The organism is Asticcacaulis sp. SL142, assembly GCF_026625745.1.
Lineage (GTDB): Bacteria > Pseudomonadota > Alphaproteobacteria > Caulobacterales > Caulobacteraceae > Asticcacaulis.
In genome coordinates this window covers 112,076-127,063 of record NZ_CP113061.1, presented here as the reverse complement: position 1 = coordinate 127,063, position 14,988 = coordinate 112,076, and the positions used below count along the sequence as shown (strand labels likewise).

At 57.6% G+C, this 14,988-nt stretch carries 14 protein-coding genes; 8 read left to right on the top strand and 6 right to left on the bottom strand.

All coding sequences use genetic code 11. The features are described 5' to 3' along the window. The first annotated feature begins 176 nt into the window (after positions 1-176). Positions 177-431, top strand: coding sequence for a hypothetical protein (locus OVA03_RS00480; RefSeq protein WP_267526291.1), 255 nt, complete (start codon positions 177-179; stop codon positions 429-431). A gap of 11 nt (positions 432-442) precedes the next feature. On the opposite strand, the gene OVA03_RS00475 is transcribed toward OVA03_RS00480, so the two are convergent. Further along, on the bottom strand, positions 443-1,114 hold the full coding sequence (locus OVA03_RS00475) for a hypothetical protein (RefSeq protein WP_267526290.1): 672 nt from the start codon (positions 1,112-1,114) through the stop codon (positions 443-445). A gap of 200 nt (positions 1,115-1,314) precedes the next feature. On the opposite strand from OVA03_RS00475, the gene OVA03_RS00470 reads away from it, so the two are divergent. Beyond that, positions 1,315-1,863 carry a fasciclin domain-containing protein gene (locus tag OVA03_RS00470; protein WP_267526289.1) on the top strand — a complete coding sequence of 183 codons (549 nt, stop codon included), beginning with the start codon at positions 1,315-1,317 and terminating at the stop codon, positions 1,861-1,863. A 108-nt stretch (positions 1,864-1,971) separates the two neighbouring features. Here the strand turns inward: OVA03_RS00470 and OVA03_RS00465 are convergent, their stop codons facing one another. Further along, positions 1,972-2,316, bottom strand: coding sequence for an MmcQ/YjbR family DNA-binding protein (locus OVA03_RS00465; RefSeq protein ID WP_267526288.1), 345 nt, complete (start codon positions 2,314-2,316; stop codon positions 1,972-1,974). Between the two features lie 58 nt (positions 2,317-2,374). Between OVA03_RS00465 and OVA03_RS00460 the strand changes: the two genes are divergently transcribed. The 5 genes from OVA03_RS00460 to OVA03_RS00440 all read left to right on the top strand — a co-directional run bounded on the left by OVA03_RS00460 (position 2,375) and on the right by OVA03_RS00440 (position 6,157). Continuing rightward, on the top strand, positions 2,375-3,592 hold the full coding sequence (locus tag OVA03_RS00460) for an SGNH/GDSL hydrolase family protein (protein ID WP_267526287.1): 1,218 nt from the start codon (positions 2,375-2,377) through the stop codon (positions 3,590-3,592). Positions 3,593-3,962: 370 nt separating this feature from the next. Further along, complete coding sequence (locus OVA03_RS00455) at positions 3,963-4,463, top strand: RNA polymerase sigma factor (protein WP_267526286.1); 501 nt, start codon at positions 3,963-3,965, stop codon at positions 4,461-4,463. Further along, complete coding sequence (locus OVA03_RS00450; protein ID WP_267526285.1) at positions 4,453-5,055, top strand: hypothetical protein; 603 nt, start codon at positions 4,453-4,455, stop codon at positions 5,053-5,055. The genes OVA03_RS00455 and OVA03_RS00450 overlap by 11 nt, the downstream gene beginning before the upstream one ends. A gap of 102 nt (positions 5,056-5,157) precedes the next feature. Then, entirely contained in the window at positions 5,158-5,592 is a 435-nt protein-coding gene (locus tag OVA03_RS00445) for a VOC family protein (protein ID WP_267526284.1), read from the top strand. After that, positions 5,585-6,157 (top strand): YdeI/OmpD-associated family protein, encoded by a 573-nt coding sequence (locus OVA03_RS00440; RefSeq protein ID WP_267526283.1) that lies wholly within the window; start codon positions 5,585-5,587, stop codon positions 6,155-6,157. Before OVA03_RS00445 ends, OVA03_RS00440 begins: the two co-directional genes overlap by 8 nt. 4 nt (positions 6,158-6,161) lie before the next feature. Here the strand turns inward: OVA03_RS00440 and OVA03_RS00435 are convergent, their stop codons facing one another. Beyond that, on the bottom strand, positions 6,162-6,566 hold the full coding sequence (locus tag OVA03_RS00435; RefSeq protein ID WP_267526282.1) for a hypothetical protein: 405 nt from the start codon (positions 6,564-6,566) through the stop codon (positions 6,162-6,164). Positions 6,567-6,705: 139 nt separating this feature from the next. On the opposite strand from OVA03_RS00435, the gene OVA03_RS00430 reads away from it, so the two are divergent. Then, on the top strand, positions 6,706-7,494 hold the full coding sequence (locus OVA03_RS00430; protein ID WP_267526281.1) for a hypothetical protein: 789 nt from the start codon (positions 6,706-6,708) through the stop codon (positions 7,492-7,494). Positions 7,495-7,736: 242 nt separating this feature from the next. Here OVA03_RS00430 and OVA03_RS00425 read toward each other — a convergent pair whose 3' ends face one another. The 3 genes from OVA03_RS00425 to OVA03_RS00415 all read right to left on the bottom strand — a co-directional run bounded on the left by OVA03_RS00425 (position 7,737) and on the right by OVA03_RS00415 (position 14,810). Beyond that, positions 7,737-9,560 carry a DUF885 domain-containing protein gene (locus OVA03_RS00425; protein WP_324291015.1) on the bottom strand — a complete coding sequence of 608 codons (1,824 nt, stop codon included), beginning with the start codon at positions 9,558-9,560 and terminating at the stop codon, positions 7,737-7,739. 68 nt (positions 9,561-9,628) lie between these two features. Next, positions 9,629-11,434: a DUF885 domain-containing protein gene (locus tag OVA03_RS00420; RefSeq protein WP_267526279.1), complete on the bottom strand. Its 1,806-nt coding sequence runs from the start codon at positions 11,432-11,434 to the stop codon at positions 9,629-9,631. A 220-nt stretch (positions 11,435-11,654) separates the two neighbouring features. Next, positions 11,655-14,810: a TonB-dependent receptor gene (locus OVA03_RS00415; protein ID WP_267526278.1), complete on the bottom strand. Its 3,156-nt coding sequence runs from the start codon at positions 14,808-14,810 to the stop codon at positions 11,655-11,657. Between the last annotated feature and the right edge of the window lie 178 nt (positions 14,811-14,988).

The following is a 14,988-nucleotide window of genomic DNA, read 5'->3' as shown; positions in this document are numbered from 1 at the left end:
TTAACCCTAGAGCTATGACCAAAGTCTTACCCGGGCGTTAATACTCAGTTCATCACCAGACTAATCACCGCTTGCGGCGCGATTGTGGCATGTGTAGCCGCATCTGCAACATTGACAGCCCCTTTAATCAGAGCCACCTTCATTTGCACGCACGAGATGCATGAAGGGGGCGGCGCGTGATCACTCTAAAATTACTGACAGAGGCTATATTGCTGCTGGCTCTGGTTCTGTCCTGGGGACAATGGCCAGAAACCAAAACCTATCGCCGTCAGCGTATAAAGGCTCTGAAAAACGGCGCGCCAGAGCAATATTTTGAGGAGCTTCGCGCCCTTGAAACCTATCCGGTCATTAAGGCTGAGCGGTGGGAGTATGCCGCCTTGAATATCGTAAGTGTAAGCGCGGTAATGTGTCTCTACCTTATGAACCGGTAGTTCAAAAACCGTCAATCACGCCAGTCCTTTAAGCAGTCTTTGTTGCCTTTGATCATGTTGCGCAGGCCCGGATAGGGGCCTGTGCCATCGCGGTAGCGTTTCCAGTCTTTTTCGCGCTCAGCAATACACAGTTTTGCCGCACGCTTCTCGGGCGGCTGAAGCGGCAGAGGCTTGGCGTCCTTGGCTATATCTTCCAAAGCGCAATCCTTATCCATCACCTTTCCGGCCAACCGCTGCTGCTGACACAGTTCGCGCTTGAGCAAAGCCTTGGTCAAAGCCCCGCGCGTGCCCCCGCCACCATAAGCCTTGGGCGTCACCACACCCGGCGCAGCACCTTGCGCCGCCGAGGTTGCGGATGGACCGGCGGCCGTTACGATAGCGGGTTTAGGGACCGGGGCGGGTGTCGTCGCTTTGGGTATTACACTGACGTCAGGCTCTCGCTCCGGTCGCGTTGCGGGCTTTGGCTTGGGTTGAACGGGGGCGGGCTCATCGGTGCTGTCTGCACCCTCCGGCGGAAGCGGTGGCGGCATCTCGACCATTACGGCCTCGATCGCCCGCACCTCCGGCAAATCGAATCTGGCCTGCGTCTGCCACAGCGCCCAGCCGGTCAGACCATGCACGATCACAGCGACGCCCAGACCCAGCAGGATCGTTTTTTTATCGTTAGGTTTGCGGGCCGCCATAACCGGAACTGAACCACCGCCCTGTGTCGCAATTGCGGCCTTTAGGTTACCGCAGGCGAGCATAGGCAAAATAAAATATCGGCAAAATCTGAGATCGCGGCAATCCGCGCTCCGCTCGGCGGCGTATTCCTGATCAGAAGCGCGCTTTGATTTTCCATGTCCCCTCCAAGTTTCATTCAAAAACCACTCAAGGAGCTACCATGTCACATCTGCGCCCGATGGGCCGTTTTGCCGCGTCCATCCTGATTGGAGCCAGCCTGATGGCCGCCCCGGCCATGGCGGATCATCATGCCAAAAAAGCCGATAAGACCATCGTCGAAACCGCCGCCGCCAACCCGGATTTTTCCACCCTGGTCGCCGCCGTTAAGGCCGCAGATCTGGCGGGCCCCCTGTCAGGCACTGGCCCATTCACCGTCTTTGCGCCCACCAATAACGCCTTTAACGCCCTGCCCGCCGGCACGGTTGATACCCTGCTCAAGCCTGAGAACAAGGCCCAACTGACCAAGGTCCTGACCTATCACGTCGTCGCCGGTAAGGTGTCGGCCAAAAAGCTCGGTGAACTGATCGCGGCGGGTGGCGGCAGCTACAAGATCACCACCGTCAGCGGCGACACCCTCACCGCCACTCAGGATATGGGTAAGATCAAACTGATCGATGAAACCGGCGCATCCGGCCATGTCACCGCGGCCGATCTTTGGCAATCGAACGGTGTGATCCATGTGATCGATAAGGTCGTATTACCCCAGTAGTTAGATAGTAGCGTTGCGTAAAGTGTTCGAAATACTTTAAGCCCTAATCCCTAATTAGGCCCCCTACTTCCCCCGGAGGATCCCCTTCTCCGGGGTCTTTTTTTTCGCCTATAGCTGCGCGAGGTCATAGGCTTTAATAGTCGCCTTCTTCGCCTGAGCCCGCCACACCCGTTCGATATTGGCGCGCACCCAGTCGATGTCGAGCCGCTCCGGCCGACCCAATATCAACGGCCAGGGTTTATGGTGATCGGTGGTGAAAAAGGTGTCCGGATCGACCTCCAGCAGGAAATCGCGTTCCTCAAACGCAACCTTAAATACCGGGCAATCATGCTTTGGGTTCCAGAACAGGATCGCCTTATTGCCCACCTTAAATGAGCGGGCATCCCACGACATGCCCTCGGTTGTGTCGGGAAAGCTTAAAATAATCGCGCGGATATCTTCAAACGTGACCATGCTTTTCTTGCCTCTGTGGTGGCTTTGGTTCTAGGCTACCACAAAAAGGGAGAAAGATATGAAACGCCATATGTGGGCCGTACTGGCCGCCGCTTTTGCCTTGTCGTCGCCTGCCGCGTTTGCGGAGAAGTGGATCGGGACATGGGGCTCATCGCAATATCTGGCCGAAGGCGACAACGCCCTGCCCGCCGAGGCTCAGGACATCACCTTGCGTCAGATCGTGCGCGTTTCGCGTGGCGGTGAGCGCTTTAAGGTGCGCATCTCCAACGCCTTTGGCACAGAAGCTCTGACCATAGGGGCGGCCCACATCGCCCCCGGCACACCCGGCACATCGCGTATTGATGCCGCCACCGGCACGTCCCTGACCTTTTCGGGCCGCACTTCGGTGACCATTCCGGCGGGCGCCGCTTACGAGTCCGATCCGGTCGATATGGCGCTCAAGCCCTTGTCCGATATGGCCATAAGCCTCTATCTGCCCAAAGTTCCGGCGCGTCAGACCGGCCATCCGGGGTCACGCACCACATCCTACCGCGTCTCCGGCAATCAGGTCGCCGCCGCTGATTTCACCAACCCAACCCCGGTCGATCGCTGGTATCACATCGCCGCCATCGAGGTTGAGGCTAAAAAAGGTGCAGCCATCGTCACAATCGGGGATTCGATCACCGATGGGCGCGGATCGACCACCAATGGCAATGACCGCTGGACGGATGTGCTGGCCAAACGGCTGCAGGCCGACCGTAAGTTAAAAGACCTCGGCGTACTCAATATGGGCATCGGCGGCAACCGTATCCTCAACGACGGCTCAGGCCCTAACGCCATGGCGCGGTTTGAGCGCGATGTCCTGTCACAAGCCGGGGTGAAGTATCTGATCGTCCTCGAAGGGGTCAATGACCTCGGCACCCTGACCCGCGAAGCGCCGGTAAGCGACGCCGCCCACAAAGCCCATGTTACCGACCTGATCACCGCCTATCAGCAGATGATCAGCCGCGCCCGCAGCCACGGCATCAAGGTCTACGGCGCCACCATCATGGCCTATATGGGCTTTGACTATTACCGCCCGACTGCGCTCAACGAAGCCGACCGTCAGGCGATCAATACCTGGATTCGTACGCCCGGCAATTTTGACGGCGTGATCGACTTTGACGCCGCTACCCGCGATCCGGCCGATCCGTCGCGCCTTAAGCCGGAATACGATATGGGCGACCATATCCACCCCTCACCGGCGGGCTTCAAAGCCATGGCCGATGCCATTGATCTGTCGTTGTTCAAGAAGTGATCACAAACCTTAACAGCGACAGCAAAGCACCGTTACACGATGTGTAGACCTGCGACATTTTCGCCCCTTAACTCTTTCGCACCCGCAACATATATACATCCTGTCAAACACACAGGAGATTTTATCATGCGTAGCGAAAGACTTGGGCAAGCGTCTGTATTTGCTATACCCGGCACTTTGCTGGTGGCATTTTTGATGGCCATTGCCGCTGCCGTGTAATTCGCACAGCGATTACATAAACCTATACTCAAAAGGGCGACCGGATTAAGTTCCGGCCGCCCTTTTGAGTTTTTTGGCCCCCGCCTGTAAGGTTTCCCCGGTCATAAGTGTCTAACCTTACAAACACACCACGATTGACAAAGGGCATGGCGTGACGGGCAACGCGCATTTCGATGACTGGATAAGGCCGCACATGGGCGCGCTGATGCGCATTGCCCGCGCCTTTGCCGAGCCCGCCGATCAGCATGATCTGATGCAGGAACTGATGATCAGCGCCTGGAAAGCCATGCCCGCCTTTCGCGGCGACGCAAAGCCCTCGACCTTCATCTACCGCGTCGCTCACAACCGCGCCCTGACGTGGAAAAAGCGCCAGTCGCTTAATCTGTTTCGCGCACACGCCGCTCAGACGGACATGGCGGCTTTAAACGACGGCGGCACCGACGGGGAGAGTGCGCGGCTTGAGGCGCTTTATGCGGCCCTGCGTCAGTTATCGCCTATCGACCGGTCGCTGATGCTGCTGTGGCTGGAAGAGACGTCCTATGCCGACATGGCCGCTTTGCATGGCCTGACTGAGACCAATATCGGCGCGCGCCTGACCCGCGCCCGCGCCCGTCTTTCGGCCCTGATCCATGAGGTATCCGATGAACACTGAAGCGTTTGCGCGCCTGTGGCGCACCCACAACAACGACCTTAATGCCACGGCTACGGCCTATCTGCTGGAGGATATGATGACGACCCTGAAACAACGCCGCGACCGCCAAAACCTGTTCTTCCTGTTAATGAGCGCCATTCTGGGGACCATAACCTTGGTGGCGGGTTATGACCTGATCAAAAACGACAGCCTCGATCCGGCGCGCGAATGGGCACCGCTTCTGATGCTGGCGGCACCTTGGGTAGCACTCCTGCTGGTGCGTCAGCGCTTTAACCGCCACCTTAGAGCCTTCCCCCACACCGAAGGCACCCTGCCCGACACTTTGCGCGTCATGGCCGATGAAAACCGCGCCGCACGCACCCAGGCCCTTATTTTGCTGGTGATTATGGCCATTTTCCCGGTCATTACCGGATTTGCCCTGTGGCAACTAATGCTCACGGGCAAGATGGAGTTGGCCCATGTACAGCAGGCCGCGCTGTTGTTTGGTGGGGCCTTGGGCGTGTCGGCCCTGTGGCAGGCCATCCGCTATGTCCGCGTCCTCAAACCCGAAGGCGCACGCCTCAAGGCCCTGCTGCAAGACTATCAAAGCTAGGGCATCGAACCCATGACTATGCCAGGCTGGCATCCTGGCAACCCTGCTGACAAAAACCGACAGCATCGACATGTACATTTCCGCTCATCACGGAGAGACATTATGGAAACCCAAAGCCTGCATCGCGGTCGCCTGATTGACCACATCCAACTGGTCGTCAAAGACCTGCCCGCCAGTCAGCGCTTTTATGAAGCGGTATTGGCCGCCCTCGATATCCCGATGGGCGGCACCGGCGCTGACTATTTCTGGGTCGATGAACTGTTTGTCTGCAGCGCCGACAGCCCCGCCGCCCACGGCCAGCTGACCGGCCGCCACCATCTGGCGTTTCAGGCCAAGGATGAGGCCATGGTCAAAGCGTTTTACGCGGCAGCCCTGAACAGCGGTGGCACGGATAATGGCGGCCCCGGTGAGCGCCCGTATCACCCCGGCTATTACGCTGGCTTTGTGATCGACCCCGACGGCAACAATATCGAAGCCGTCTATCACGGCCCCGCCCGCCGCTCCGCCGCCAGCGTGGTGGTTGAGTTTGATGAGTAGCCCTGCCGACTATATGGCCTTTGAAACGCCCGAACATCTGTCCGACTGGCTGGCCACACACCACGCCACGAAGCGCGAACTGTGGGTGCGGATATTCAAAAAACAGAGTGGCACGCCGTCCGTCACATGGGAAGACTGCGTCGTAGCATCCCTGACCTGGGGCTGGATCGACGGCCACAAAAAGTCGCTGGATGAGGTGTCGTTTCTGCAGCGCCTGTCGCCGCGCCGGCCGAAATCGAACTGGTCACAGAAAAACTGCGACCATGCCGAGCGCCTGATCACAGAGAGCCGTATGCAGCCGTCAGGCCTTGCGCATGTCGAGACCGCCAAGCAGGACGGGCGCTGGGACAAGGCCTATGCCGGGTCAGCGAACTTTGTCATTCCTGACGATTTTCTGGCGGCGCTGGCGGCAAGCCCGCAGGCCAAGGCAGGGTTTGAGGGCTTAAACCGCGCCCATCTGTTTGCCATCTATCACCGCCTGCACACCGCCGTCCGCCCCCAGACCCGCCAAAAGCGCATGGACGATATCCTCGTCAAACTGACCCGTGGTGAAGGGATTTCGTAAATCGCTAAAGGTTCGATTTGAATCGCTTAAGTTCGCGGTCATGCAGGCGTTGCAAAAAAGACGGAACCTCTTTCAACGTCTCAGGCAGCTTTTCCAAACCTCCGTAGCTATGGAATCTTACGCCAGCATTCCAAAGCATCTCGACCTTTTTCCACTGCTTCAAATCTGAGCTTTTGGGAGCCTTAAAAGATCGGGCCATCCATGCAAGCGGGCGACGACACATTGGACAAGCCGCTTCTCGTAATTCCAAAAAACCGGCATTGATTTTAAATGATCGTCGACACTTGAAACAGGCATGTGCCACCAAGTAGCTAGCAGCAGGAACTGTAGCAGTTAGCTGCGGTTGCTGCCGAAAACCGCTTACACGGCGCAGTTCCATACGTCTGGCTTTTTCTGATAGGTTCGTCATGAGAGTTTAAGGCTCTGGAGTTTCACTGATGATAGATTAAATCATCGACCATTAGAACACTACCCTTGCCACTCCGATAAAAACACGCCTTAATTCCGCTACATAGGCGATGCAGTGTGCCTATGTGGAGGTAGAGTTCATGCGTGCGTTTCCCGTTAGTCTTGCGATCCTGATGGCGACCTTAACCGGCAGCGCCTATGCTGACGCCAGCGAAGACGTGGTCGCCACCGCCCGCACCCTGCCCGCCGCGACGGAAACACAAAGTCCCCCCGCCCCTGAACCCATCTCCGCGCTGGATGCCACAAAATCCCAGTTTCTGGCCACGCTCGATGGCAGCGCCCAGATCGAGCGCACCTCAGACGATCCGATTGGCTACCGCGACGGGCCGGTTACCCTCGATGAAAACCCCTATAAGCGCCGCATCCAGACCGAGGTGAGCGTCAGCGTCGGCACCGGCGGTTACCGCAGCGGCTATATCGCTTCGCTGATCCCGGTCGGTGAGCACGGCACGCTCGGCATCGCCATTGGCAAGACCGACTATGGCCGCAACAGCGTCTATGGCTACGGCTACGATCCCTATGGTTACGGTTATGGGGGTTACAGCCCCTTTGGATACGATGGTTACGGGTACGACCCGCTAGGTTATGGCTATGGGGGCTTTGATCCGATTGGCTATGGCGGCTATGGCCACGCGGGCTATCGCGGCGGCAGGTACGGCCATCCTTACGGCTATGCGCGACGCGGCGGTGAGACCCAGAGCCTGGCGATATCCTACAGCTACGATGCGCGCAAATCCAACCGCTCACGCGCCGAAGATGCCTGCGACACCGGCTTTTATGATGGCGACCGCCTGATGGAGCCTTTGTGGGTCAGCCGTGTCCGCGCCCCCAGAACGTGTGAAGTCACGACGACAACGTCGGTGCCATAAGAGCCCCCCTCCGTCATTTTCGCTACGCTCAATGCCACCTCCCCCGGCACGCCGGGGGAGTATTAATCATACCTCCCCAACTTGTTGGGGAGGGGGACCGCGCCAATTTATTGGCGCGGTGGTGGGGGCAATAACAGGCATCTGCCCCCTCTCCCCTACGAGATTGACAGCGGAAGTATTCCCCCTCCGTCTGCTCGCCATGCTCGCATCCACCTCCCCATCTGCGATAGGGAGGAGATTCATTAAGCGATAAACCCGCCGTCGCGGTAAACCTGCTCCAGCACCTGCAGCGGCACAGGGCCGTTGACCAGACCGCGATCGTGGAAGGCCTTAATGTCGAACTTAGCGCCCTGATGCGCCTTCGATTTTTCGCGCAGTTCCTCCCACTTGATCTTACCGACCATATAGCTCAGGGCCTGACCCGGCCAGACGGCATAGCGCTCAACCTCGGTGGTGGCCGCCGATTCCGCATCGCCATTGGTGTCGACAAAATATTTGATCGCCTGTTCGCGCGTCCAGCGCTTGCTGTGCATGCCGGTATCGACCACCAGCCGGATCGCCCGGAACAGGGCCGACTGCAGATAGCCGATATAGCCCGTCGGATCGGTGTCATACATGCCCATTTCCGCAGCCACCAACTCCGTATACAGCGCCCAGCCTTCGGAATAGGCCGAGAACCCGCCGATCCGGCGCAGCATGGGCAGGCCTTGCGCTTCCATCTGGATCGAAATCTGCATGTGGTGGCCAGGCAAGGCTTCGTGATAGGTCAGCGTCGGCAACGACCATTTCGGCCATTCTTTGGTGTCGCGTAAGTTTATGTAATAGGCACCGGGGCGTGAACCATCCAGGGTTGGGCGCTGATAATAACCACCCGGTGCGCCCGCCTCGATTTCCTTCGGCACACGCCGCACCGTGACGGCGGTTTTGGGCAGGGTGCCGAACCAGTCGGGCAGCTTGGCCTCAACCGCGCGGATCTGCACGTTCAGATCTTCCAGCAGCTTTTCCTTGGCCGCATCGGTGTTGTCATAAAGGTATTTCGGATCATCGCCCAAGGCCTTCATGTGCTCAGCCACCGTGCCCTTGGTCATGCCGAGCGCCTTGAAGCGCGTATCGGCCTCGGCGGTCAGTTCCGCGACCATATCCAGACCGATTTTGTGAATCTCATCGGGCGTCAGGGTCGTGGTCGTGCCGGCCCGCGCGGCAAAAGTGTAATAAGCCTCACCGTCCGGCAGGCGCCACACACCGGCGTCATGCACAGCCTTCGGACGCACGGCCTTGACCGCGGCCATTTGCGCGTCCAGCGCCTTAGCAATCGCGCCGTCGACCCGTTTGGCCGCTTCACTGGCCCAATCACCGGTAATGCCCTTGGCGGTGGTTTTGGTGGCCAGAGTCTTGGCCATCGAACTGTCGGCGCCCTTAATGGCGCGAATGGCTTCCATCTGGCCCAAGGCGCGATCAAGCGCGAAATCCGGCGGGATCACGCCCTTGGCGACATCGGATTTAAAGCGTTCAGTTTCCTGCGCGATGACCACCGCAAAGCCGTCCATACGGCTCAGGAAGGCCTCGGCATCGGCCTTGGTTTCAATGGTGTGCTGGTTGTTGAGGAAATCCGGCACCGACCGGTACGCCCCGCCTAACTGGCTGAGCACATAGGGCTGGCCAGAGCCCCAGCTTCCGAATTTGAACTTATCATAGCCGGATTTCTGGTTCTCACCGCTCCACAGAACCGTGTCGTAATTGATGCGGTCCATGCCCGATAGTTTCGAGCGATCAATGGCCTTGAGCGCGGTGATATACTTATCATTGCGCGCCGCATCGCGGGCCTCTTCCGCCTCGGAGGCGTCACCCAACTTATATTTCAGTGCGGCGCGATCACCTTTGTCGAGGCCAAGCGAGGTCGCCAAGGTCGGCGAATTATCGACCACTTCGTTGAATATGCTATCAAACAGATCATTCAGCGTCTTGACCGTCGCCGGATCAGAAACCGTTTGCGCTCTGGCCTTCAACGGCAGTGCCGCCGCCCCCAAAACCGCGCCCGCACCCGTGAGTAATTGCCGTCTGTCCATGATCATCTCCCGCTATCTACCTTCCGTGAAAAAGTATTTTGGCTTTAGCCAAAAACTTTGTTCACGAGTTATATGAGTCCCTTATCCTTATAGACCTGCTCCAGCACGGCCAGCGGCACGGCACCGGCCAAAAGGCCCGTATCGTGGAAGGTCTTGATGTCGAACTTAGCCCCCTGCTTGGCCTGCATTTTGGCGCGCAGCTCCAGCCACTTGATCTTGCCGACCATGTAGCCCAGCGCCTGGCCCGGCCAGACGGCATAGCGTTCGATCTCGGTCTCGTTCGGGTCACCCAGATTGGTATCCATAAAGGCCATGGCCTGCTCACGGGTCCAGCGCTTGCTATGCATCCCGGTATCGACCACCAGACGGCAGGCGCGGAATAGGGCGTCGTGCAGATAGCCGATCCGGCCATAGGGGTCGGTGGCGTACATGCCCATGTCGTTGGCCGCGACTTCTTCGGAATAGAGCGCCCAGCCTTCGATATAGGCGTTAAAGCCCGAAATCTGACGCAGCATCGGCAGGTTCTTGTTCTCCTGCTGGATCGAAATCTGCATATGGTGACCCGGCACCGCTTCGTGATAGGTCAGGGTCGGCAGGGTCCAGCTTGGCACCTCAGCGGTGTCGCGCAGATTGATGTAATAGGCCCCCGGACGTGAGCCATCCAGCGACGCCGGCCAGTAATAGCCACCGGGTGCCCCAAGCTCCGTCGCCACCGGCACACGGCGCACCGTCACCGGCGATTTGGCATAGACCCCGAAATAGTCAGGGATCTTGGCCTCAACGACCTTAATTTGCGCGTTCAGGTCGTCCAGCAGCTTTTGCTTACCGGCATCCGTGTTGGGATAGATAAACTTCGGGTCTTTGGCCATGGCTTTCAGGCGCTCACCGGTCGTCCCCTGGGTCATGCCGAGCGGGCGCATAATCCGGTCGATCTCAGCGTTGATTTCCTTGACCTTATCCATGCCGATCTTGTGGATTTCATCCGGCGTCATGTCGGTCGAAGTGCCGCTTCGGGCCCCGAACACATAATAGGCCTCGCCGTTTGGAATATGCCACACGCCCGCATCATGGGTTGCCGTCGGCAGGGTCGCCTCAAGCGCCGCAATCTGACGATCCAGAGCCGCCACGACCTCGGTTTCATAGGCCATGGTGGCCGCCGTTTGCCAGTCACCGGCAATGGCTTTTTCCTTGGTGCGGCGGGTGATCGAGGTCACCAGCGTCGAATCCGCGGCCTTAGTGTCGCGCTGGCCTTTCAGTTGCGTAATCGCTTTTTGCAGGGCGAAATCAGGGGCCACTATGCCCTTGGCGACATCGGCCTTAAAGCGCGCGGTCTCCTGATCGAGCAGAGTCGCATAGCCGCTCAGGCGCGACATGTAGGCGTCGGCATCGGCCTTGGTTTCTATGCTGTGCTGGGAATCCAGAAAATCCGGCAGGCTCTGATAGCTGCCGGTCAGTTGGGTGATGGCATAGGGTGCCGGATAACCGGGCGCGCCAAAATCGAACGCCTTATAGCCGCTCAGCGTGTTGGAATAGTCCCACAGAACCGTGTCGTAATTGATCCGGTCCATGCCCTCAAGCTTAGAGCGATCAACCTTTTTTATGGACGCAATCGACTTTTCAAGGAAGGCCTGGCCGCGCGCGCGCTCTTCAGGCGTGGCCGGATCAAGCTTGGCCTTTAGCGGTGCCAGTTCGCCCTTATCGAGCCCAAGACCGGTCGCGGTCATCGGCGAGTTGGCGACCAGTTCCTTGAAGATGGATTCAAAGGTCGCATTGAGTTGAGCCGCAGGCGTGACCGCCGCCTGCGCACCGCCCCCCAGAGCTGTCGCCCCCACCAAAGCCCCCGCCCCCATCAGTACCGAACGCCGATCAACCATGTCACTCACTCCGTCATTAATCTGTTGCGGGGGAGCCTAGGACCATGTGTTTACATTCGCAACGGTTTTGCGACACGCTAAGATGAATTCCTTGTAATATTCGCACCCCGCCCCGCGCCCATAAAAAAGCCGCCGCCCTGATCAAACAGAGCGGCGGTAAAGTCATGGCACCAGGAGGACTAATCGAGGAGCCAATCTCGGGGAGGAGATGTAGGGTTGGTTAACGCTTGATCGTCACACCAACAAAGAAACGCTTACCGGAGTAGCCTTCGTTAATCAGACGGATATCACCTGCCGTCGTACGCTCACTTTCGCCGGTCAGGTTCTTACCTTCGGCGAAGAACGACAGACCTTCCGGGCCGGGCTTCCAGGTAATCTTACCGTCCAGATAGCCCGTCGCTTCGGCAAATACCGGGTTCTTGGTGTTGCTGCCAACCGTTAGAGCCGCCAGATATTCAGAGCGATAGTTATAGGCCAGACGGGCATTGATCGGCCCCTTGTCGTACCACAGGGTCAGGTTGGCGCTGTCCGACGACAGACCAGGATACGGCAAGGCCGAGCCGTCCAGCTCGCTATAGAGCTCCACGTTCTTGGCTTCCTGATAGGTGTAGTTGGCATCAACCCCAAAACCCGACCAGATACCCGGCAGGAAGGTAAAGGCCGTTTTGGCCGTCAGTTCAACACCTTCTATCTGCGCGCCTTCACCATTCACATATGTATTGTAATAGTAGAGCGTGCCATCATTAAATACGTCCTGGAGACCTAAAGATGTGCGACTGTCGATATAGAAGCTTTTGATATCTTTATAGAACAAACCCACCGAAAGCTGGGTGTCGCGGTTCGGATACCACTCACCGCTCAGATCGAACTGATCAGCACGATAAGGTTTCAGATCCGGATTGCCTGCGTTACAGGTGTCAGGTTCTTCTTCGGCGGCACTGGTCAGGTTGATATCACAGGTCATGTTGGGCTGGATGAAATTCAGCTTCGGACGCGCCATCAGCTTCGCCCAGCCCGCGCGAACATTCAGTTCACCCGGTTTGATCCACGCATTGATATTAAAGCTTGGCAGATAAACCGTATAATCACTTTTCATAGTGGTGAAGGTGTTGCCTACAACGACGTAGCCCGTAGTCGTGCCAAGATTAACATCAACATCACGGTTTTCGCGGCGGGTGTACTGCCCCGAGGACGTGACCTCGGTCGTAACGCGACGTAGACCAAAGTTACCCGCGACATCATAGGTGAAGGCCGGGAAAGCGTAGTTGACCCGTAAATATTGCGCGTTGGTCTTTTCCTGAATACGGTACGGAATTTGGTTATAGGGCTGCCCGTCACTGCCGACCGTAGTGTAGAGATTATCCAGGTTGAAATGCGACGTATCCAGATGCTGAGCAACCGAATTAAAATCTGGGTATAGCCACTGACTGGCGATAGCACCACCGCCGTAGTGGAACGCGGACGGCAATGGCGTCATAGCATCCTGGAAGACGCTACTGGCAAAGGCGCGTGACCAGGTTTCATTGCTGTTCCAGAAAGTCGTGGTGTACGGCGCCGTGCCTGCCGCATTGAGCTGATCGGCCAGTTGACTGTCTGTGATAACCGCCGTGGAATTGATGGAATTGGCGTAGACAACAATATCATCGGTATTGCTGGTCAGGTTATTTCCCTGGCTAACAATATAGCCACCGTAACCATAGCCGGAGTTGACCGCGTCTGAGTAACGCACACCAAACTGAACGCTCTCAATCGGGCCCCAGTTGGTGTCGTGTGTGAAGTCCAGCTTGTACTGATCTTCTGTATTGCCAGCCTGTGACGGGCGATACTGAATCTGGAACTGCCGCGCCGCACTTATATCTGACGGGCTGTACCCCTCAGCAAAGGTGAAGGTCGGCGCATTGTCGGCCCCCAGCGACACCACCATGCCCGGCACGTCGAAACCGATACTGACATTGTTAGACTTGCTCAGCGTCTCGGTCTCAGCATTGGCACCGATAAAGGCAATTTTCCAGCGGTCGCCATTATAGTTAAAGCCGTACGACACATACTCCGACGTCGCTTTGTAGCTGAAGTCACGCGACGAAATGCTGAACGCATTGTTGCCGCCGTTATTAGCCGAGGTCAGGCAGCTACCTGCCGTCCACAAGGTAACATTGTGATTTTCATCAACCACAATACCGGGAACCGTACCGGCGTTGTTCGCGTTAGTACCTGTACAGGTACCGCCGGTGTTTACATTATCAAGACGACGCAAGGACGTGAAGCTGGTGCCATAATTGATGTCGTTAAGTTGCTGACGGCGGGTGTTGTGCTGATAGCTGGCCCATACGTCGAAATTGTCGCTGACCCGGTATTGAGCGGTAAATTCCGCGGAAACGCGGTCATCATCACGCGTCCAGACACGGTAGCGCTGGTTCTGGGCCTGATAATCATGCCACTGGGTCAGACATTCGCTACGGAAGGTCGTCGTGCTGATTTGGCCAGAGTCGGGCGTTACGGCGGTGGCACAGTCAGCTTCTGAACCGATACCTGACAAAGCGCCATTGATCGTGTCATTGTAGGCCGAATTGTAATAATCAACCGTCTTTTCTTCCGAATTGTCAAAGTCGGCCAGGCGGCGCCAGGAATGGTTGTCGATATAGTCGCCGCGCGTCTTTACCTTATCGCGCGATACGCTGCCCATCAGCCCCAGCTTGCCATCAAACAATTGCGTGGCCCCAAACAGGCTGGCGCGTGGCGTCCAGCCATCAAGGGTATCAAGATTCTGCGCTGATGCCGTGATTGAGAAGGTCGGTTTCTTGAAATCGAGCGGGCGACGGGTTTGAACCGAAACCGTACCGCCGACGCCCCCCTCGGTCATGTCCGCCGTGAATCCCTTGAACACGTCGATCGACTTAACCATTTCCGAAGGCAGTTCGCGGAAATCATTACCGCGACCACCACCGCCGTAGACATTGATATTACCCGCAGTAGACATCAGGCTGACGCCGTTGATTTCAACACGGTTCAAGTCAGGCTCAACCCCGCGAATCGATACCTGATTGCCCTCACCCATATCTCGTGCCAACTGCACACCGGTGATACGGCCCAAAGCTTCGCCAACGTTTTTGTCGGGAAACTGGCCGATATCTTCAGCGACAATCGAATCCGACACCGTACCCGCGCGCTTCTTACGGTTCATGGCCGACTGAAGCGACGCGCGCGTGCCGACAACGACGACTTCCTGAACCTCATCAGCGGCCGCTTCGGCCGGCGCGGCCTCCTGAGCCATGGCGACGCCGGAGGCCGACATAACGGCTACCGCGACCATGGCGGTGCTCAGGTTCAGACTGCGGCGCAGACGCGCGCCAAATGTGTGCGTGATACGTGATTTCATAGCTATTGCGGGCTCCTGGCGTAGTGTTATTGCCGACGCGTTATCGCGCCGATCTGGTGTTTTAAAACTAACCCGGAAGCGTGCCTGAACGCTGAAACTGCGCCCTCAACCCCATCGCCCGACACGCCACCCCTTAAGGGCACCATTGCCGAACCTTCTCCCGTGTATGATCCTTTTT